This is a genomic window from Cognatilysobacter lacus (genome assembly GCF_008274655.1).
In the GTDB taxonomy this organism is placed as follows: Bacteria; Pseudomonadota; Gammaproteobacteria; order Xanthomonadales; family Xanthomonadaceae; genus Cognatilysobacter; species Cognatilysobacter lacus.
Window position 1 is genome coordinate 1 of sequence record NZ_VTRV01000043.1, and the last position, 20,041, is coordinate 20,041.

A 20,041-nucleotide genomic window follows, 5' to 3' on the forward strand; every position below is an offset into this window, starting at 1 on the left:
AGGCGTTCCCAGCGGCCGGTGGCGAGCCGGCGATACACCGCGCCGCGGGTGCCGACCCACAGGCCATCGTCGCGGACCAGCACTGCCTGTGCGGGCAGCGGCGAGCCGGCTACCGGCAGCAGGCGGTCATGCTCGACGCGGAACACCCCGGACGGGGTCGCGAGCCAGATGCGGCCCTGGCTGTCCTCGGTGATGTCCAGCACGTCGAGCGCCGGCGCGCCGGCGGGCGCGGGCACCGAGCTAAATTCGTGGCCGTCGAAAAACGCGAGCCCCTTGTACGTGCCGACCCAGAGGCGCCCGTCACGTGCGGACAGAAGGCTGCGGACCCAGGTGCCGGGCAGGCCGGGGGTGTTCTCGGGTGTGTAGGTGCGGAACCCAAGGCCATCGAAGCGCGCGAGGCCCGACTGCGTGCCGACCCAGATGTAGCCGGTGCGGTCCTGCGCGAGGCTGAGCACGCTGATCTGCGGCAGGCCCTGCTGGATCGACCAGCTGTCGCTGACGTAGTGCCGGAACGCCTTGTCGGGCTCGAGCGCACGGGCGCGAGGCGCGAGGACGAGCGCGAGCAGCAACATCAGCGCGGCTAGGGTGCGCATCGGACCGGCTCGCCTCCTGTCAGGACATGTCCCGCACTCTCGTTAACGGTATCGCAGCCGGCTGCCTGAACGGACCGCCGTCCCATTCCTCAGCATTCGATGACGTTGACCGCCAGCCCGCCGCGGCTGGTTTCCTTGTACTTGTCCTGCATGTCGCGGCCCGTATCGCGCATGGTACGGATGACCTTGTCGAGCGAGACCTTGTGCTTGCCGTCGCCGCGCATCGCCATGCGGCTGGCGTTGATCGCCTTCACGGCGCCCATCGCATTGCGCTCGATGCAGGGGATCTGCACAAGGCCGCCGATGGGATCGCACGTCAGGCCGAGGTTGTGCTCCATGCCGATCTCGGCGGCGTTTTCGATCTGGCTCGGTGTCGCGCCGAGCGCGGCGGTGAGGCCGGCGGCGGCCATCGAGCACGCGACGCCGACCTCGCCCTGGCAGCCGACCTCGGCCCCCGAGATCGACGCGTTCTCCTTGTAGAGGATCCCCACCGCCGCCGCCGTCAGCATGAAGGTACGCACGCCTTCGATGCTCGCGCCCGGGATGAAACGATCGTAGTAGTGCAGCACCGACGGAATGATGCCGGCCGCGCCATTGGTGGGCGCAGTGACGACGCGCCCACCTGCCGCGTTCTCCTCGTTCACCGCGAGCGCGTACAGGTTCACCCAGTCGAGGGTGGTGAGCGGATCGCGCATCGCCGCTTCCGGTTTCGCCGACAGCTCGGCGTGCAGCGCCGGCGCACGACGCGCCACGTGCAGGCCGCCCGGCAAGGTGCCCGAAGCGCGCATGCCGCGTTGCACGCAGTCCTGCATCGCGGCCCAGATCTCGTCGATGGCCGCTTCGATTTCAGCCGGCGTGCGCCAGACCTGCTCGTTGGCGAACATAAGCTGCGCGATCGACAGCCCGGTGCGCTCGCATTGCGCGAGCAGTTCGTCGCCCGATGAAAACGGATACGGCAGTTCGGTTTCGTCGGCGACGATGCGGTCCTCCGCAGCCTCGTCCTGGTTGACGACGAAGCCGCCGCCCACCGAGTAATAGTCGCGCGTGGCGATCACGTCGCCATGCGCATCGAACGCTGTAAAGCGCATGCCATTGGTGTGGAACGGCAGCTTCTGCCGCTTGTTCATGATGAGATCGTGCTTCTCGTCGAAGCCGATCTCGTGCGCGCCGTGCAGAAGCAGGCGCCGCGTCGCGCGAATGCGCTCCAGCGCCGGCGGAATGACGTCGGGGTCGATCGCGTTCGGCCAATGACCCTCGAGGCCCATCAGCACGGCCTTGTCGGTGCCGTGGCCGCGGCCGGTGAGTGCCAGCGAGCCGAACACTTCGGCGCGCACGCGGGTGGTGCGTTCGAGCTCGCCGTTCTGCACGAGCCAACGCTCGACGAAGCGCGCGGCAGCGCGCATCGGCCCCACGGTATGCGAGGAGCTCGGCCCGACGCCGATCTTGAACAGGTCGAAGGTGCTGACGGCCACCGCGGCTCCAGCGAATCGCATGGGAGGGAGGCGGCTATTCTACGGCCGTACCGTCCCCTCCCGTTCCGTACTGCCCGGACCCCCATGACCCGGTTCATCCTGTTCCAGCGCGACGACTGCCACCTGTGCGACCTGGCACTCGGCGTGCTGGCAAGCGCCGGGTTTCCGGAATTCGAAAGCGCCTTCATCGACGGCGATGACGCGCTGGAGCAGATCTATGGCGCCCGGGTGCCCGTGCTCCGCGATGCGCAGCTCGACGTGGAGCTCGACTGGCCGTTCGATATCGCCTCGGTGCGCGCGCTCGCGGCGCACGGATAGGCTGCGAAAGTCCTCGCGCGGGCGCGACGACCCTTGGCCGGCGCTCCGTGACGCGTTGGACATCAACGGTCAGCGTCGCGCGTCGCGCCGCATCGATGCCCCGGCAGGCTTACTTCGCCGGAGCGAACACCACTCGGGTGTTCACTGCGACCTCGTTCGAAATGATGTCGGTATCCGCCCAATCGCCACTGCCGACGCCGAAATCGAGGCGCTTCACCGTCGCCTGTCCGAGCAGAACGGGCTTCACGCCCGGCGTCCACGTAAAGAGGAGCGTGACCGGGCGCGTGACGCCGCGCAGCGACAGTTGCCCGTCCGCGGCATAACGATTGCCGCCGAGCGCGCGGAATCTGGTCGCAACGTAACGTGCCTGCGGAAACCTCGCGACGTTGAAGAAGTCGCTGCCGCGCAGGTTGGTGTCGCGATCCCTGTCGCCGGTGGCGGCGCTGACGAGCGCGATGCCGACGTCGAGTTTCGAGGTCGCGAGCGCCTTCGGGTCGAAGCTCATGCGCGTGGCGAACGACGGGAACCCACCCGTGAATACCTCGCCCTGGTACTTGGCCGAGAAGCCGAGCGTGGACCCGGGCGCCTGGACGTAATTGGCGGCGGCGGCAGGCAACGCGACCAGCGCGAGCACGAGGGCGGGCAGACGGGTCATGGCATGGCTCCAGGCCGGTGGCGGCGTGCGGGCAGCATGCGATTGAGCGTGCCGTCCTGCAGGAAGACGTGGTGATAGAGCGCCGCCGCCACATGGCCGAGCACCAGCAGCGCGAGGAACCAGAAGCCGAATTCGTGCAGCTGCTTCGCGATGCCGTTGAGATGTTCGTTCTTCGCGGCGATCGACGGCAGGTTGATCAGCTTGAACCACTGCAGCGGATAGCCCGACGTCGAGTTGATCAGCCAGCCGGTCAAGGGCATCGCGATCATCATCGCGTACAGCGCGCCGTGCACGCCGCCGGCGGCGAGCCTAAGCGGGCGCGACAATCCCGGCACCGGCTCGGGAACGCTATGTGTCCACCGCCAGAGCAGGCGCAGCAGCACGAGCGCGAGCAGCGTGATGCCGAGCGACTTGTGCAGTGCATAGATGCGGATCTTCGACACCGGGCTGGTCAGCTCCGTCATGTAGAGCCCGATCGACCCGAGCGCCACGACCAGTGCCGCGCAGGTCCAGTGGAACAGCTGGCTGACCGCGCCCCAGCGTGGCGGCATCAAGGGCGTGGGCTGGTTCATCGGGTCGCGTCCTCGGTGGTCGGCGTGTCGGGTTTGGGCGCGCCGATGCCGCGGCTCGCTTCGAGTTCGATGCGGATCTCGACATCGCGGCCGATCACCGTCGGCCATTCGGTGATGCCGTAGTCGAAGCGATCGATATGCGCGACGGCCGAGAAGCCGGCGGTGCGGCGGAACGGTGGCATCGGGTGGCGGCGCAATGCATTGAGCGTGGCGTCCATGCACAACGGGCGGGTGACGCCGTGCAACGTCAGCTGCCCGCAGACCTGCGCGTGCGACGCGTCACGCGGCGTCACTTGGTCGGAGACGAAATGGACCTGCGGAAAGTCCTTGTCGCCAAGCACCTTGTGGACGGCGCGGTTCCACGCGGCGTCGCCGAAGTCGATGCGCGTGAGCGGTACGGTGACATCGACGTGGGCGTTGGCCCAGCCGTCATCGAATGAGACCTGCCCGCTGCTGCCGGAGGCACTGCCTAGAGCGTGCGAGAAGCCGGCGTGCTCGACGGCGACCACCAGCCGCGTGTGCACGGGATCGATGGCGAAGTCTTCCGCCGCCGCCAGGGCGGGGACCAGCAGCGCGGCGCTGAGCAGCAGGGTTTTCATCGTGGCTCCACGGGAGCGTTCGATTGTAGGCCCGCCGCCGCCGCGCGATGGCGGCAGCGGCGGGCGCCCGTTTGGCGGAGGTTGCCGCACGGCGTGTGATCGGGGAGCCTTGCGCCCGGGGATGGACCGGGGGTGCAGGATGCGCGGCGGAATCGTCAGCTGGATGGCGGCAGTACTGGTGGCGGCGCTATTGCCGACCGTGGCGTTCGCGGGGCTGCCCGAAACGCCGCGGCCACGGCAGTTCACCGTGGCCGACGGGCTGCCTTCGAACCGCATCAACGGCATCGCGCAGGACCGCGAGGGTTACCTGTGGATCGCCACCAGCGACGGGCTGGCGCGCTTCGACGGCGTCGGCTTCCGCGTCTGGCGCATCGAACAGGGCCTGCGCGACAACTACGTCTGGTCGGTGTATGTGGACGCGAGCGATCGCGTGTGGGTCGGCACCCGCAGCGCGGGCCTCGCCGTGCTGGATACCCAGCGCCGGCAGTTCGACTGGATCGACCGCGACACGCCGGGCGTCGCGGGCGTGGAGATCTGGTGCATCGCCGGCACGCGTGACGGCAGCATCTGGTTCGGCACCGCGGACGCCGGACTGCACCGCCTGCACAACGGCCGCGTCGAGCGCTTCGTGCCGGTGCCCGGCGATCCGCGAAGCCTGCCCGCGCCGAACGTGCGCAAGCTGGCGGTCGATAGTCGCGGCACACTTTGGGTAGGCACGGTGCAGGGCGTCGCGCGCTGGGACGGCACGGGCTTCGCGCGCGACGATGCGAGTCGCTTGCCGGCGCCGAGCATCAACGGCCTCTCCGCGGAGCCCGACGGCACGTTGTGGATCGGCACGCCGCAGGGACTCGTTGCGCGCCGGCCCGACGGCCGCATAACGGCGCCCGCGTGGACGTCGCCCGGCGGTGCGCTGCTGCAGATGCTGTTGCACGACCGCGCCGGCACGCACTGGTTCGATATCCCGCAGGGGCTGGGCGTGGAAGGCGACGGCCGCGTCGCCGTCGTGCCGCTGTACAGCGCGGCTGCGCAGGGGCTCGTGCGTCCGGCCTGGGTCGACGCGCGCGAGGATCGCGAAGGCGGGCTGTGGTTCGCCAGCAATACGAACGGCCTCTGGTACCTGCCGCCGCGATGGCGGCAGTTCTCGGTGCTTTCGCGGCGGCTCGGCGATCCCGCCACGCTCGCGAATGCCCAGGTGCGCGGCATCGCGCCCTCGTACGACGGGTCGACGTGGCTGGTCGGCAGCGGTGGCGTGCTCGACCGCGTGGATAGTGAAACCGGTGTTGTCCAGCACGTCTTCGCCGATGTCGCTCAGGGCGTGATCCTCGACGCGGTGCTCGAGACGCGCGATCGCATGGTGTGGGCCGGCTACCCGGACGGCCTCGCGCGCATCGACCCGGCCACGCACCGCATCGACCGCTGGCCTGCCGGCACGCACGACGGGGCGCTACCCGGCGAGCCCTCCTACATGCTGCAGGACGCCGGCGGCCGTATCTGGATCGGCGGCGAAGGCGGGGTGCAGGTGCGCCGGTCCGACGGCCGCGTCGTCGACGACATCGTGCCCGGTGACCGTCACGGTCTTCCGCGCGCCGCCACGATCACCGGCCTCGCCGCGTCGCCCGGAGGGGGTGCGTGGATCGCGACGACGTCCGGCCTGTTCGTTGCCGACGGGGATGCGTCGCGCCTGCGTCGCGTGGGCGGCGTGGACGACGCACCGGTACGCGGCATCGCGATGGAGCCTGCCGGGCACGTGTGGCTCGCCCGGTTCGGTGCCGTCGAGCGATACCGGATAGCCGACGGTGCACTCGTGCGCGAGCAGCGTCTGGATGACGCCACGGGCTTTCCGCGGCTCGCGCCGAGCGGTCTCAGCGTGGATGCCCGCGGCATCGTGTGGGCGACCAGCGTTCGCGGCCTGATCCGCGTCGACCCGTCGATGCGCCGCAGCCGCATCTACGGCGTGCGCGACGGACTGCCAAGCCAGGAGTTCCCGGGGCCGCCGGTTCCACGGCCGGGCGACGGCCGCATCCTCGCGGGCACGCCGGAAGGGCTGGTGATATTCGATCCCGCGGTGGTGCGGCCGTCCACGCGCATTCCGGCGCTGATGCTCGAATCCATGGACGTCAGCCGCGACGGCGCGCACGTCGCGCTCGATCCGGCGACGCAGCCGGTGCTCGAACACGACGATCGCGACCTGCGCATCCGTGCGCGGTTGATGTCGTTCAGCGATGCCGGCACCACGGCGTACCGGTTCCGGCTGTCCGGCGTCGACCGCGGCTGGGTCGACATCGGCGCAGACGGCGAACGCGTCTTCACGCAACTTCCGCCGGGTTCGTACCGCCTGCAGGTGATGGCGCGCAGCGCCGACCATGTCTGGACACCGCCGCGCGAGGTCGTGTTCCACGTGCGCGCCGCGTGGTGGCAGTCGTGGTGGGCGCGCGTCGCGTTCGCACTGCTGGTGCTGCTGTCGGCGGTGGCGCTTGCCCTGCAATACCGCGAGCGCCTGCATCGTCGCCACGCGCTGCAACGCATGCGTGACGAACGCCGGCTCGCCGAAGAAGCATCGACCGCCAAGACGCGCTTCCTCGCGACGTTCGGCCATGAAGTACGCACGCCGATGACCGGTGTGCTCGGCATGACCGAGCTGCTGCTCGACACGCCACTGGACGCCACGCAGCGCAGCTACGTCGGCGCGATCCGCACCGCCGGCGACCACCTGCTGCGGCTGCTCAACGATGCCCTCGATCTGGCTCGCATCGACTCCGGCCATCTCGAACTCGCCGAGGAACCGTTCGACCTGCGACGCATGCTCGACGACGTTGCCGCACTCGTGGCACCGCTGGTGCGGCACCGCGGCCTCGCCTTCGCGCTCGACGTCGCCGTCGACGTTCCGCGCGGCGTGATCGGCGATTGCAGTCGCATCCGCCAGATCCTGCTCAACCTGCTCGGCAACGCGGCAAAGTTCACCGAGCGTGGCTCGATCGCGCTGTGCGTCGAACGCAGCGCGACGGGCCTTCGGTTTCGGGTCGTGGACACGGGCCCCGGCCTGTCCGACGAGCAGAGCGCGAAGCTGTTCCGCCGCTTCCAGCAGGCCGACGGCGCGCGCACGGCGGCGCGCTACGGCGGCAGCGGACTTGGGTTGGCAATCAGCACGGAGCTCGCGCAGGCGATGGGCGGACGCATCGGGGTCGAGAGTGTGCCGGGACAGGGTTCGACCTTTGTCGTCGACCTGCCGTTGCGCGAGGTTTCGCTGCCCGATGCAGTGGCGCCGGGGCCCGTGCAGCCGGGCGCGCCGTCGCTGTCGTTGCTGCTGGTCGAGGACGATGCGACCGTGGCGCGGGTCGTGACCGGCCTGCTCGAAGCCCGCGGGCATCGCGTTCGCCACGGTGCGCTGGTGGAGGTGCGCACGGGGGCGTTCGATGCCGCGCTGCTGGATCTGGACCTGCCGGGCATCGACGGCTTCACTCTTGCAGGCCAGTTGCGCGCCCACGGGTTCACCGCGCCACTGATCGCCGTCACCGCACGCGCGGACGCCGGCTCGGAGCCGCGCGCGCGCGCCGCAGGCTTCGACGCCTTCATCCGCAAACCGGTGACCGGCGCGATTCTGGCCGACACGCTCGCGCGGATAACCGCGGTGGAGCCGGCCGCCTGACCCGCCATCGCCGCGCGGCAACGCGCGCGTTCGGCGCGCCTCGGTGTCGTCATCGCGCGCTGAGCGAGTGCACTGCTTCCACGAGCGCGCCGACGTGGTCCGGGCTCATGTCGGGCGACATGCCATGCCCGAGATTGAACACGTGACCCTCGCGCGAGCCGCCGTTGCCGTCGCGGTACGAATCGAGCGCACGGCCGGCTTCGCGCGCGATGGCCTGCGGCGTCGCGTAGAGCGTCACCGGATCCAGGTTCCCCTGCAGCGCGACGCGGCCGCCGGTGCGACGCGCGGCGTCGCCCAGGTCCACCGTCCAGTCGATACCGATGCCCTCTGCACCGCTGTGCGCGAGCTCTTCCAGATACGCGCCGTTGCCCTTGCCGAACAGGATCAACGGGGCGGCCTCGGCGCCTTCGCCGCGCGGCAGCTCCGCGGCGATGCGGGCGAGGTAGCGCAGCGAGAACTCGCGGTACATCGACGGCGACAGCACGCCGCCCCACGTGTCGAACACCTGCAAGGCCTGCGCGCCCGCGATCCGCTGCGCATCGAGGTAGGCGATCACCGCATCGGTGGTGACATCGAGCAACCGGTGCATCGCCTGCGGGTCGTTCAACGCGAGCGCTTTCACTCGCGCGAAATCCTTGCTGCCGCCGCCTTCGACCATGTAGCACGCCAGCGTCCACGGGCTGCCGGAAAATCCGATCAGCGGAACGCGGCCGCCGAGTTCGCGACGGATCAGCGAGACCGCGTCGGTGACGTAGCGCAGCTCGCTGCCGACGTCCGGTGCTGCAAGCCTGGCGATGTCGGCGGCGGTGCGCACCGGACGTTCGAACTTCGGGCCTTCGCCTTCGACGAAGTACAGCCCCAGGCCCATCGCATCGGGCACCGTGAGGATGTCGGAGAACAGGATCGCGGCGTCAAGCGGAAAACGCTCGAGCGGCTGCAGCGTGACCTCGCAGGCGAGCTGCGGGTTCTTCGCCATCGCGAGGAAGCTGCCGGCGCGCGCGCGGGTGGCGCGGTACTCGGGCAGGTAACGGCCGGCCTGGCGCATCAGCCAGATCGGCGTGCGGTCGACGGGCTCGCGACGGAGCGCGCGGAGGAAGCGATCGTTCTGTAGCGGGGCGTAGGTCATGTCGACGTCGCTTCGGTCAGGTCGGAAAGGCTTGGGTGGCGATGGGACATGAATCGCCACGACGGATTCTTGATTCGCGCCACCGTAGGCAGCGGCCGACGAGCGCGTGATCGCGCCGCGCGAGGTCGCAGCCGATCGGCATCAACGCGGGGTCGCCCCTTCGGCGAACATCAGCTGGAAGCCGCGCTTGATCTGCTGGTCGCGGGCGCTTTCAAGCGCGAGCACCGCGGCCTGCTGGTCCAGGAACTGTTCGCGCCGTACCGTACTCTTGCCGCCGATCTGACCGGTCTCGCGCAACAGCGTCCAGCCGCCCAGCAGGTCGGGCTGGAGCATCAGCTGGACGAAGCGGGGCGCTTCGCGCCCTTCGGGCCGTTGTTGCAGTAACAGTCGCATCGGCGCGATTGTAGCCGCTGCGTTGCGCGGACCGCGTCGCCGGCCCCGGTCAGCCGGCGAGCACGGCCATCACCGCGGACTCCGGAACGTCCCGCACGATCACGCCGCGGCCCGCGCCATCCCACAGGACGAAGCGCAATCCGGCGGCATCGGCCTTTTTGTCCAGGCGCATTCGGGCGAGCAATGCCGACGGGTCGAGCCCCGCAGGCACGCGGGTCGGCAAGCCGAATCGCTGGAGCAGCGCGAGCAGCCGGTCGGCGTCCGCCTGCGCAGCGCGCCCCAATGCGGTCGACAGCCGCGCGGCCAGCACCATGCCGACGGCTACGGCCTCGCCGTGCACGAGCCCGCCCGTGGCGCCGGTGTAGCCCTGCTCGGTCTCGATCGCGTGCCCGAAGGTGTGGCCGAAATTGAGCAGCGCGCGGTCACCGCGTTCGAACGGATCGCGAGCGACCACGTCCGCCTTGTACCGGCACGACCGCAGCACCGCTTCGGCCGTGGCCTCCGGATCGCCGGCCAGCAGCGCTTCTGCGCGGTCGTCGAGCCAGTCGAGGAACGTGGCATCGAAGATCGCGCCGTACTTCACGACTTCCGCCAGCCCGGCGCGCAGCTCGCGCGCGGGCAGTGTGGACAACGCCGCGGTGTCGGCGATCACCGCGGCCGGCGGATGGAACGCGCCGACGAGATTCTTGCCCGCGGGCAGGTCGACGCCGGTCTTGCCGCCTACGGACGAGTCCACCATCGCCAGCAGCGTGGTCGGCACCTGCACGACATCGATCCCGCGCATCCATGTCGCGGCGGCGAAACCCGCGAGGTCGCCCACCACGCCGCCGCCGAGCGCGACGACCGTCGCGTCGCGCGTGGCGCCAAGCTTCGCCAGCGCGGCGACCGCTTCCTGCCAGCGTCCGAGGGTCTTCTCCGCCTCGCCGGGCGGCATGCAGTGCACGGCGATTACGAGGTCGGGACGCAACCTGCGCAGGCTGGCCTCCAGCACAGGCAATTGGATGCGCGCCACGTTCGCGTCGGTCGCGATCAAGACATGCCGGCCGCGGATCGCCTCGGCAAGTTGGCGCCCGTCGGCCAGCAGCCCGGCGCCGACGTGGATCGCATACGCGCCGCGCGGGCTTTCGACGTCAAGGCGGCGCGGTTCACGCGCGACGATGTCGACAAGGCCCAACGCCGATTCGACGGCGCCGTGCACGGACGCCGCGTCGCGGCCGTTGGTATCGATGCGGATGTCGGCCACCTGGGCGTACAACGCCGTGCGGACGGCTGACATGGCCTCCAGTACTTCGGCGCGATCCGGTCGCGCGAGCAGCGGTCGATCGGATGTGCCGGCAAGACGCGCGAGTTGCTCGCTGACATCGGCGTGCAGGTGAACCACGTGCGCCCGATCGCGCATGCCCCGACGGTTGCGCGCATCCAGCACCGCGCCCGCGCCGGTCGCGATTACCGGGGCTCCGCTCGCCAACGCTTCGTCGAGCAACGTGGATTCCAGCGCGCGGAATGCGGGTTCGCCGTCGTCGGCGAAAATGCGCGAGACCGTCCGTCCGCAGCGCGCTTCGATCAAGGCGTCGAGATCGACGAAGTCGCGGCCGTGGCGGGCGGCGAGCAGCGCGCCCACCGTCGTCTTGCCGGCGCCGGTCGGGCCTACGAGCACCCAGGGCCGCGGCGGCTTCATGCCCCGGCGCCTCGCGCGCATGACGGCCGCATCGCGCGGTCTGTGTCGGCAACTGGATCGGAAGCGTCGCGCATGGGCGTCGGAACGGTATGTCGGGCGTGCAGGGGGCAGGGCATCGCATCACAATACCGCGATGGACACCCACCCCCTGCTCGACGAAGCCCTCGCCACGTTCGACCGCCTGTTCGCGAAGGCCGCCGATGCGGGCGAGCCCGATCCGACCGCGATGTCGGTTGCCACCGCGACGCTCGATGCGCTGCCGTCGTTGCGCATGGTGCTGCTCAAGGCCCACGACGCGCGCGGCTTCGTCTTCTACACCCATCTCGACGGCCGCAAGGGGCGCGAACTGCAGGCGAACCCGCAGGCCGCGCTGCTGTTCCACTGGCCGCGCATCGGCAACGGGGTGCAGGTGCGCGTCGAGGGCCAGGTGGTGCAGGTGCCGGACGAGGAAGCCGATGCCTATTTCACGACACGGCCTCGCGTGAGCCAGCTCGGCGCATGGGCGTCGAAACAGTCCGAGACGCTGGAGTCCGCCGACGCGTTCGAGACGCGGCTGACGCAGGTCGAGCGCGAATTCGACGGGCGCGACGTCCCGCGGCCTGCGCGATGGACGGGTTTCCGCGTGCGCCCGCGCCGCATCGAGTTCTGGTACGGCGCTCAGTTCCGCCTGCACGAGCGCCACGTCTACGAGCGCGACGCGACCGGCGACTGGAGCACGCGGATGCTCTATCCGTGACGCGACCGCTGGGCCCGCAGCGCATCGTCTGCCTGACCGAGGAGCCGACCGAAACCCTGTATGCGCTGGGCGAGGAGGCACGGATCGTCGGGATCAGCGGCTTCACCGTTCGGCCGGCGAGGGCGCGCAGGGAAAAGCCCAAGATCAGCGCGTTCACCAGCGCCAAGATCGAGGAGATCGTCAGGCTCGCGCCCGACATGGCGATCGGCTTCTCGGACATCCAGGCCGACATCGCCTCGGAGCTGATCCGGCGCGGCGTCGAGGTGTGGATCAGCAATCACCGCAGCGTGGATGGCATCCTCGACTACATCCGCAGGCTCGGCGCGCTCGTCGGCGTGCCGGCGCGTGCGGACGCCTATGCCGACGCACTCGCACGCGACCTCGACGTGATCCGCGCGGCAGGGCGCGCATTGCCGATGCGACCCAAGGTGTATTTCGAGGAGTGGGATTCGCCCATCATCAGCGGCATCCAATGGGTGTCCGAACTGGTCGAGATCGCCGGCGGCATCGACCTGTTGCCCGCGCGATCGCGCGAGCCGCTCGCGCGGCAGCGCATTGTCGCCGACGACCGCGAAATCATCGACGCGGCACCCGACGTCATCATCGGGTCGTGGTGCGGCAAGAAATTCCGGCCCGAGCGGGTCGCGGCGCGGCCCGGTTGGCAGGACGTGCCGGCCGTGCGCAACGGCGAGCTCCACGAGGTCAAGTCGCCGCTGATCCTGCAGCCTGGCCCCGCGGCGCTTACCGACGGGGTGCGCGAGCTGCAGCGCATCGTGCGGGCCTGGGCGGCCCGGCACGCCTGAGGCTCAGCGCGGGTAGAACTCGCGCGTGAACTGCATCGTCGACGTCGCCGACTCGTAGGCCAGAGCAACGTCGAACCGAAGCGAATCGGGCGGCGAGATGTCCACCGTTCCGACGTAATCGACCAGGCCATCGACCTTGACCTGGTGCAGGACGATCGGCTGCGCGCCGTGTCCCGACGCGTCCGCGACGGTTGCCTCGACCTTGAACGACGGCGGCAGGGCGGCGTCGCCATCGCGGCGTGCGCTCAAGAGCAGCATCGCGACGCGGTCGGATCGGTCGAGGCCGTACTGGCGCGCGGTGGCTGCGTCGAGCGTGGAGGTCTGCACGACGCTCGCATGCACCGCCACGTCGCCGACGCGCGCTTCGGCGGACTGCATGCCCGCGCTCGAGGCCGAGGACGCGGTCACCGGCGGCGCGGAGCCGCTGCAGGCGGCAAGCAGCGGAAGCAGGGAGAGCAACAGTGTTGGAATGCGCATGCCGGCCTCAGTCGTTGGCTGCGGAAATTTCGCGGCCGCGCTGGGCGGCGCGTTCGATGGCGCGATCGACGACTGCTTCGAATCCGCCGGCCTGCAGCGTTTCGACCGCCGCCTGCGTGGTGCCGCCGGGCGACGTCACGCGCGCGCGCAATACCGATGCCGGCTCGCCGGTCTGCGCAAGCATCGCGGCGGCACCGACGAGCGTCTGCCGCACGAGTAGCGACGCGGTGTCGGTAGGCAGGCCCTGGCGCTCCGCGGCCGACTGCATCGCCTCGGCGAGGAGGAACACGTACGCCGGCCCGCTGCCGGAAACCGCGGTGACCGCGTCCATCAGCGATTCGTCGGCGATCCACGCGGTCGGGCCGCCGGCGCGAAGCAGGGCCACGGTCTCGTCGCGTCGTGCCTCTGACACTGCGCGCGTCGCGTACAGCCCGGTAACGCCCTGGCCGATGAGCGAGGGCGTGTTGGGCATCGCGCGCACGATCGCCCGGCCGCCGCCAAGCCAGCGGTCCAGTTGCGTGCTGGTGATTCCCGCCGCGATCGAGATCACCAACGGATCGCTGGACGCGGCGACGGCGAGTTCAGCGCATACCGCACGCATCACCTGCGGCTTGACCGCCAACACCCAGGACGCCGCGCCTGCTGCCGCATCAGCGGCGCGCGCGAACGTCTGCACGCCGAAGTCGTTCGACAGTGCTTCGCGAAGGGATTCCACCGGCTCGGCGACGCGTATCGACGCTGCGGGGCGGCCGTCGGCGACCAGGCCGCCGACCAGGCTCCGGGCCATGTTGCCGCCACCGATGAAGGCGATCACGGGCTGCGTGGGGTGCGTCATCGGCGGAGCCCTTGTTTCGGAGCCCGGAAGGATAGCGTGGGGAACTCGAGTTTCATCGTTGCCGAAGCTTGCGTCGCGCGCGCCACAGCAGGGTCAGGCTGGCCGCGCCGAGCACGAGCGCGAGCGACAGCAGCACATATGCACCCGACAGGAACTGCGCGCCCAGCCTGCAGGCGCTGTCCACTGCATCGAGGCTGCTTGCACCGCATCGCCGATAGCGCGACGCCGCCACCGCGACCGCGATGCCGAGCGTCAGCAAGCCGGCGACGCCGACCGCGATCGTGCTCCAGAACATCCGGAGCACCGTTCGCAGCGGTGCGGAGGTCACGATGCGCGCGGACCCCGCGCCCCGAACAGCGCGCTGCCGATGCGCACCATCGTCGCCCCTTCGCCGACCGCGAGGAGGTAGTCGTCGCTCATGCCCATCGACAGCGTGTCGACGGTCGGATAGGCCACGCGCAGGTCGTCGAAGATCTGCTTCGCGGTGCGGAAGGCAGGGCGCCGGGCTTCAAGGTCTGGCCAGGGCGCCGGGATGATCATCAGCCCCCGCAACCTCAGGCGCGGCTCTGCGACGACGGCCGCGGCGAGCGCGCCCACCTCGTCGGGATGGCAACCGTTCTTGCTGGTCTCGTCGTCGACGTTGACCTGCAGCAACACGTTCAGTGGCGGCAGCGCGGCCGGCCGGTGTCGGCCGAGCGCCGCGGCGATCGAGGCGCGGTCGACCGACTGCACCCAGTCGAAGGCCGCCGCCGCCTCCTTCGCCTTGTTCCCCTGCAGGTGGCCGATCAGGTGCCAGGTAAGCGGCCGTGCCAGACCCGTGACGGCCAGCTCCTGCCGCTTGCGCAGGGCCTCCTGCACGTAGTTTTCGCCGAAGTCGCGCTGGCCAGCGGCCGCAAGTTCCGCGATCGCAGTCGCAGGTTGCAGCTTCGACACGGCAACCAGCACGGGTGTATCGCATCCGGCCCCGGAAGCCGCGCTATAAAGGGTTTCGGAGACCTCGCGGAGGGCGTCGGCGATCACGTCGGAGTCCTCGGATCCGGCCGATGGCCGGGGCAGGGCGGGGCCCTATACTGCCCTCAGGGGGTCCGGGCGGCCATCGCCGCGCGGTCTGAGGGATCGTTCGCTACACGGGGAATTGCATGGATATCGCCGAACTGCTGGCCTTCTCGGTCAAGAACAAGGCGTCGGACCTTCACCTGTCGGCCGGCCTGCCGCCGATGATCCGCGTCGACGGCGACGTCCGCCGCATCAACATCCCGGCACTCGAGCACAAACAGGTGCACGCGCTCGTCTACGACATCATGTCGGACAAGCAGCGACGGGACTATGAAGAATTCCTCGAGGTCGACTTCTCGTTCGAGATCCCCGGCCTCGCGCGCTTCCGCGTCAATGCGTTCAACCAGAACCGCGGCGCCGCGGCCGTCTTCCGTACGATTCCGTCCGAAGTGCTCACGCTCGAAGACCTGGCGACGCCGCCGATCTTCCGCGAACTGATCAACCAGCCGCAGGGCCTGATCCTCGTCACCGGCCCGACGGGCTCGGGCAAGTCGACCACCCTGGCGGCGATGCTCGACCACATCAACAAGAACGAGTACGCGCATCTCCTGTCGGTCGAAGACCCGATCGAGTTCGTGCACACCTCGCAGAAGTGCCTGATCAACCAGCGCGAAGTGCATCGCGACACGCATGGCTTCAACGAGGCACTGCGCTCGGCACTGCGCGAAGACCCGGACTACATCCTGGTCGGCGAATTGCGTGACCTGGAAACCATCCGCCTGGCGCTCACCGCTGCCGAGACCGGCCATCTCGTGTTCGGCACGCTGCACACCAGTTCGGCCGCCAAGACCATCGACCGCATCATCGACGTGTTCCCCGCCGGCGAAAAGCCGATGGTGCGCTCGATGCTGTCGGAGTCGCTGCGTGCTGTGATCTCGCAGGCGCTGCTGAAGAAGGTGGGCGGCGGTCGTACGGCTGCGTGGGAAATCATGGTCGGCACGCCGGCCATTCGTAACCTCATCCGCGAGGACAAGGTCGCGCAGATGTATTCGTCCATCCAGACGGGGCAGGGGTCGGGAATGATGACGCTCGACCAGCACCTGCAGGACCTCGTCAAGCGTGGCCTGATCCTGAAGACGCAGGCGCGCGAATACGCCCGCGACAAGCGCCTGTTCGAGTAATGCGGAGATCACGATGAGCACAGTTCCCGTTACCCCTTCGCCCGCCGCCGGTCCCGGCGCGATCGATTTCGCGTCGTACCTGAAACTGATGTCGCAGCACCGGGCCTCCGATCTCTTCATCACCGCGGGCATGGCGCCGTCGATCAAGGTCAACGGGAAGATCAGCCCGATCACGCAGACGGCGCTCACGCCGCAGCAGTCGCGCGACCTGGTGCTGAGCGTGATGAACCCGCAGCAGCGCGAGGAGTTCGAGAAGACGCACGAATGCAATTTCGCGATCGGCGTGGCCAACGTCGGCCGCTTTCGCGTGAGCTGTTTCTACCAGCGCAACCAGGTCGGCATGGTGCTTCGCCGCATCGAAAGCCAGATCCCGACGCTCGACGAGCTCGGCCTGCCGCCGATCATCAAGACGCTCGCGATGACCAAGCGCGGCATCATCCTGTTCGTGGGCGCCACGGGCACCGGCAAATCGACTTCGCTCGCCGCGATGATCGGTTACCGCAACAAGAATTCGTCGGGCCACATCATCACGATCGAGGATCCGATCGAGTTCGTGCACAAGCACGAAGGCTGCATCATCACGCAGCGGGAGGTCGGCATCGACACCGACTCGTGGGAAGCCGCGCTGAAGAACACGCTGCGCCAGGCGCCCGACGTGATCATGATCGGCGAGGTGCGTACGCGCGAGGGCATGGACCATGCGATCGCCTTCGCCGAGACCGGCCACCTGGTGCTCTGCACGCTGCATGCGAACAACGCCAACCAGGCGATGGACCGCATCATCAACTTCTTCCCGGAAGAGCGTCGCAACCAGCTGCTGATGGACCTGTCGCTCAATCTCAAAGGCGTCGTCGCGCAGCAGCTGGTGCCGTCGCCCGACGGCAAGAGCCGCCGGGTCGCGATGGAGATCCTGCTCGGCACGCCGCTGGTACAGGACTACATCCGCGACGGCGAGATCCACAAGCTCAAGGAGGTCATGAAGGATTCGACCAACCTGGGCATGCGGACCTTCGACCAGGCGCTGTTCGAGCTCTACCAGTCCGGCGACATCTCCTACGAGGACGCGCTGCGCTACGCGGACTCGCAGAACGAGGTGCGTCTGCGCATCAAGCTGGCGCAGGGCGGCGACGCACGCACGCTCGCCGCGGGCCTGGGCGACGTGGGGATGGCCGACATCCGCTGAGCCGCCCCGGCAACCGTTTTCCGATGGCGCCTTCGGGCGCCATCGGCGTTTTCGGGAGGGACTTCCTTCTTGCGTCGTCCCGTGGGCAGAATGGGGTATGTCCCTGACCGGTAGCCCGATGCCACTGGCGAACCAGCTGCTGATCGCGTTGCCGTGGCTTTCGGGCTCCGGCTTCTCGAAGAGCGTGGCGCTGATCTGCCAGCACGACGAAGACGGCGCCCTCGGGATCGTCGTCAACCGGCCGTCCGAATACACGGTCGGCGAAGTCTTCGAGCAGATGGGTTTCGACGGTGGCAGCGACGCGTTGCGCGGCCAGATGGTCCTCAACGGCGGCCCGGTGCACCGCGAGCGCGGGTTCGTCATCCACGACGGTGGCCCGAAGTGGGACTCGACGCTCGCGATCGGCGACGACCTCTATCTGACGACCTCGCGCGAAATCCTCGAGGCGATGTCGAAGGGCGAAGGCCCCGAACACGCCGTGATCGCGCTCGGCTGCGCCGGCTGGGGCGCAGGGCAGCTAGAGCAGGAGCTCACTGCCGACAACAGCTGGCTCACCGCACCGGCGGATCCCGAGCTGCTGTTCGACACCCCGCTCGCCGACCGCTGGCAGGCGGCGGCCGGGCGCATCGGCGTGGACCTTTCGCGCCTCATCGACTACACGGGACATGCCTGACCATGGCCGCGACGACAGTCCTCGGTTTCGATGTCGGCGCCCGCAGGATCGGCGTCGCGGTAGGCAGCATTTTCGGCAGCGGCGCCCGGCCGATCGCCGTCGTCGACGTGCACGCAAGTGGGCCGGATTGGCCCGCGATCGAGCGGTTCGTGCGCGAATGGCGCCCGGACGGCTTCGTCGTCGGCGACCCGATGACCCTCGACGGCGGCGACCAGCCGATCCGCAAGCGCGCGCATTCCTTCGCGCGTGAGCTCGGCCGCCGCTTCGGCCGCTCCGTGATGCTGATCGACGAGCGCTCCTCGTCGGTCGAGGCCGCGCAGCGCTTTGCGTGCGAGCGCGCGCAGGGCGGCAAGCGCAGGCGCGACGCGCAGGTGCTCGACGCGGTCGCGGCCGCGATCATCATCGAACGCTGGCTGGCCGCGCCGGCCGACGCGGTCGAACTCGAAGCCACCCTCAGCGGATAACCGATGCAACACCTGCTCACGCTCGACGGCATGCCCCGCGCCACCGTCGTCGAGCTGCTCGACCGCGCGCAGCACTTCGCCGACCTCGACGGCGATGCGGACGCACTGCACGGGATCGCCATCTGCACGCTGTTCTTCGAGCCTTCCACCCGCACGCGCATGAGTTTCCAGCTGGCTGCGCAGCGGCTGGGCGCGCACGTGCTCAACTTCGACGTCTCGACCTCGTCGGCGCGCAAGGGCGAGACGGCGCTCGACACGATGCGCAATCTCGAGGCGATGGGCGTGCGCGGTTTCGTCGTGCGCCATCACGACGACGGCGCCGTAGCTCACCTGGCTGCCGCTGCGCGCGCGGGCACCGCGCTGGTGAACGCCGGCGATGGCCGCAGCGCGCATCCGACCCAGGGCCTGCTCGACATGCTTACGCTGCGGCAGGCGAAAGGCCCCGACTTCGCGACACTGCGCATTGCCATCGTCGGTGACGTGAAGCATTCGCGCGTTGCGCGCTCGGACCTGCACGCGTTGCGATGCCTCGGCGCCGGCGACATCCGCGTGTGCGCCCCCGCCGCGCTGCTGCCGGATGACGGCACGCTCGACGGCGTGCGCGTCACGCATGATCTCGACGACGCGCTGGCGGGCGTCGATGCCGTGATCACCCTGCGCCTGCAGCGCGAGCGGATGCAGGACGGGTTGGTCGATTCGCTGGAGGGTTACCACCGCGATTACGGCATAACCGCCGAGCGGCTGGAGGGCGCGGCGCCGGACGTGGTGGTGATGCATCCCGGTCCGATCAATCGCGGCGTGGAGATCACGGATGAAGTGGCCGACGGGCCGCGCGCGCTGATCCTGCGGCAGGTCGCCAACGGAGTTGCCGTGCGCATGGCCGTGCTGGAGCGCCTGCTGGCCGCCTGAGGGCTCGCGGCCAGATGTCAGGCCTCGGCCGGTTCCTGCTCCATCGCCTGCAGGTCGCGCAGGAGTTGCGCATCGCGACGATGGCCTTCGGCGCCCGCCGACACCCGGGCCACCTCGTCGACAAGGCCCGCGACGCGCAACGCGTGCAGCATGGACAGCCGATCGGCGAGCCCCAGCGTGCGGGCCAGCGGCCCGGCATCTTCCGACGCCAGTGACATCGAGTGCAGTGCGTCACGGAGCGCGTCGTCAAGCCGCCATTGGGCCGCGGCCCGCGCCGACAGCGCTGACGCGAGCGCGAAGAAACGAGGGGCGAACGTGGGGTCGGCGGACGCCTGGGCCAGGAGCGTGCGCGGCATCATCCGCATCAGCGCCGCGACACCGGTTGACGCGACGACCGACGCCAGTTGCGCCTCGCCCGCATCGCCGTCCCCGCGCGTCAGCGCGCCGCAAATCCACGTGCGCGCCTCGGCCTGGAACGTCAGGCGCTCGCTCGAGCGTGCGGCGTGCTGTGATGGATCGGACTGCAGGATCGGACGCATCACGCTGGTCAATACGACGTACCGCAGCCCGTCGTTGCCCAGCACGGCAATCGCCTTCGGCAGCGACGTCACCTGCGGCCCGCGCCGGTAGTGCGCGCTGTTGGCGACCCGCACGACGGCGCCTGCAAGCGTCGGATCGCGCATGAGCAGGGTCGGCAGCGAGTTGATGTCGCGGTCGTCGCGCCGCAGCGCA

At 69.5% G+C, this 20,041-nt stretch carries 22 protein-coding genes and 1 pseudogene; 9 read left to right on the top strand and 14 right to left on the bottom strand.

Features of this window, described 5'->3' with window-relative positions; genetic code table 11:
- On the bottom strand, positions 1-593 hold a 593-nt coding region (locus tag FW784_RS05695), incomplete at its 3' end, for a ligand-binding sensor domain-containing protein (protein WP_328592710.1).
- A gap of 89 nt (positions 594-682) precedes the next feature.
- Positions 683-2,065, bottom strand: coding sequence for an L-serine ammonia-lyase (locus tag FW784_RS05700; RefSeq protein WP_149352390.1), 1,383 nt, complete (start codon positions 2,063-2,065; stop codon positions 683-685).
- Between the two features lie 84 nt (positions 2,066-2,149).
- Between FW784_RS05700 and FW784_RS05705 the strand changes: the two genes are divergently transcribed.
- Positions 2,150-2,383 (top strand): glutaredoxin family protein, encoded by a 234-nt coding sequence (locus tag FW784_RS05705; protein WP_149352391.1) that lies wholly within the window; start codon positions 2,150-2,152, stop codon positions 2,381-2,383.
- A 109-nt stretch (positions 2,384-2,492) separates the two neighbouring features.
- On the opposite strand, the gene FW784_RS05710 is transcribed toward FW784_RS05705, so the two are convergent.
- Genes FW784_RS05710 through FW784_RS05720 form a run of 3 tightly spaced genes read right to left on the bottom strand, consistent with a single transcriptional unit; the run spans position 2,493 to position 4,209 of the window.
- Positions 2,493-3,038, bottom strand: coding sequence for a YceI family protein (locus FW784_RS05710; protein WP_149352392.1), 546 nt, complete (start codon positions 3,036-3,038; stop codon positions 2,493-2,495).
- Entirely contained in the window at positions 3,035-3,610 is a 576-nt protein-coding gene (locus FW784_RS05715) for a cytochrome b (RefSeq protein WP_235893587.1), read from the bottom strand. Before FW784_RS05715 ends, FW784_RS05710 begins: the two co-directional genes overlap by 4 nt.
- On the bottom strand, positions 3,607-4,209 hold the full coding sequence (locus FW784_RS05720) for a YceI family protein (RefSeq protein ID WP_149352393.1): 603 nt from the start codon (positions 4,207-4,209) through the stop codon (positions 3,607-3,609). Before FW784_RS05720 ends, FW784_RS05715 begins: the two co-directional genes overlap by 4 nt.
- Before the next feature lie 139 nt (positions 4,210-4,348).
- On the opposite strand from FW784_RS05720, the gene FW784_RS05725 reads away from it, so the two are divergent.
- A complete protein-coding gene (locus tag FW784_RS05725; protein ID WP_235893588.1) occupies positions 4,349-7,855 on the top strand; it encodes a hybrid sensor histidine kinase/response regulator in 3,507 nt (1,168 codons plus the stop codon).
- Positions 7,856-7,904: 49 nt separating this feature from the next.
- On the opposite strand, the gene hemE is transcribed toward FW784_RS05725, so the two are convergent.
- The 4 genes and pseudogenes from hemE to FW784_RS14755 all read right to left on the bottom strand — a co-directional run.
- Complete coding sequence (hemE, locus tag FW784_RS05730; RefSeq protein ID WP_149352394.1) at positions 7,905-8,981, bottom strand: uroporphyrinogen decarboxylase; 1,077 nt, start codon at positions 8,979-8,981, stop codon at positions 7,905-7,907.
- A 141-nt stretch (positions 8,982-9,122) separates the two neighbouring features.
- Positions 9,123-9,374, bottom strand: coding sequence for a WGR domain-containing protein (locus FW784_RS05735; protein WP_149352395.1), 252 nt, complete (start codon positions 9,372-9,374; stop codon positions 9,123-9,125).
- A 49-nt stretch (positions 9,375-9,423) separates the two neighbouring features.
- Positions 9,424-10,533 (bottom strand): 3-dehydroquinate synthase, encoded by a 1,110-nt coding sequence (gene aroB / locus FW784_RS05740; protein WP_235893590.1) that lies wholly within the window; start codon positions 10,531-10,533, stop codon positions 9,424-9,426.
- Positions 10,534-10,584: 51 nt separating this feature from the next.
- Positions 10,585-11,073, bottom strand: a pseudogene (locus FW784_RS14755) (shikimate kinase); the annotation flags it as partial.
- A gap of 112 nt (positions 11,074-11,185) precedes the next feature.
- On the opposite strand from FW784_RS14755, the gene pdxH reads away from it, so the two are divergent.
- Positions 11,186-11,788: a pyridoxamine 5'-phosphate oxidase gene (pdxH, locus tag FW784_RS05745; protein ID WP_235893589.1), complete on the top strand. Its 603-nt coding sequence runs from the start codon at positions 11,186-11,188 to the stop codon at positions 11,786-11,788.
- Positions 11,789-11,796: 8 nt separating this feature from the next.
- The gene (locus FW784_RS05750) at positions 11,797-12,591 is read left to right on the top strand and encodes an ABC transporter substrate-binding protein (RefSeq protein WP_149352409.1); all 795 of its coding nucleotides are present in this window, start codon (positions 11,797-11,799) and stop codon (positions 12,589-12,591) included.
- A gap of 3 nt (positions 12,592-12,594) precedes the next feature.
- Here the strand turns inward: FW784_RS05750 and FW784_RS05755 are convergent, their stop codons facing one another.
- From FW784_RS05755 to FW784_RS05770, 4 genes are read right to left on the bottom strand one after another with little or no spacing between them, the layout of a single operon-like run.
- Entirely contained in the window at positions 12,595-13,068 is a 474-nt protein-coding gene (locus FW784_RS05755) for a DUF4426 domain-containing protein (RefSeq protein WP_149352396.1), read from the bottom strand.
- Between the two features lie 7 nt (positions 13,069-13,075).
- The gene (gene proC, locus FW784_RS05760) at positions 13,076-13,903 is read right to left on the bottom strand and encodes a pyrroline-5-carboxylate reductase (RefSeq protein WP_149352397.1); all 828 of its coding nucleotides are present in this window, start codon (positions 13,901-13,903) and stop codon (positions 13,076-13,078) included.
- Positions 13,904-13,955: 52 nt separating this feature from the next.
- Positions 13,956-14,198: a hypothetical protein gene (locus FW784_RS05765; protein ID WP_149352398.1), complete on the bottom strand. Its 243-nt coding sequence runs from the start codon at positions 14,196-14,198 to the stop codon at positions 13,956-13,958.
- Between the two features lie 29 nt (positions 14,199-14,227).
- The gene (locus tag FW784_RS05770; protein ID WP_149352410.1) at positions 14,228-14,920 is read right to left on the bottom strand and encodes a YggS family pyridoxal phosphate-dependent enzyme; all 693 of its coding nucleotides are present in this window, start codon (positions 14,918-14,920) and stop codon (positions 14,228-14,230) included.
- Between the two features lie 122 nt (positions 14,921-15,042).
- Between FW784_RS05770 and FW784_RS05775 the strand changes: the two genes are divergently transcribed.
- From FW784_RS05775 to FW784_RS05795, 5 genes are all read left to right on the top strand, one after another.
- Positions 15,043-16,080: a type IV pilus twitching motility protein PilT gene (locus tag FW784_RS05775; protein WP_149352399.1), complete on the top strand. Its 1,038-nt coding sequence runs from the start codon at positions 15,043-15,045 to the stop codon at positions 16,078-16,080.
- A 13-nt stretch (positions 16,081-16,093) separates the two neighbouring features.
- Positions 16,094-17,263, top strand: coding sequence for a PilT/PilU family type 4a pilus ATPase (locus FW784_RS05780; protein ID WP_149352400.1), 1,170 nt, complete (start codon positions 16,094-16,096; stop codon positions 17,261-17,263).
- 97 nt (positions 17,264-17,360) lie between these two features.
- On the top strand, positions 17,361-17,936 hold the full coding sequence (locus FW784_RS05785) for a YqgE/AlgH family protein (RefSeq protein ID WP_149352401.1): 576 nt from the start codon (positions 17,361-17,363) through the stop codon (positions 17,934-17,936).
- A 2-nt stretch (positions 17,937-17,938) separates the two neighbouring features.
- Entirely contained in the window at positions 17,939-18,400 is a 462-nt protein-coding gene (ruvX, locus tag FW784_RS05790; protein WP_149352402.1) for a Holliday junction resolvase RuvX, read from the top strand.
- A 3-nt stretch (positions 18,401-18,403) separates the two neighbouring features.
- Positions 18,404-19,309 carry an aspartate carbamoyltransferase catalytic subunit gene (locus FW784_RS05795; RefSeq protein WP_149352403.1) on the top strand — a complete coding sequence of 302 codons (906 nt, stop codon included), beginning with the start codon at positions 18,404-18,406 and terminating at the stop codon, positions 19,307-19,309.
- Positions 19,310-19,326: 17 nt separating this feature from the next.
- Here the strand turns inward: FW784_RS05795 and FW784_RS05800 are convergent.
- Positions 19,327-20,041, bottom strand: a 715-nt coding sequence (locus FW784_RS05800; RefSeq protein ID WP_149352404.1) for an HDOD domain-containing protein, incomplete at its 5' end; no start/stop codon positions are given.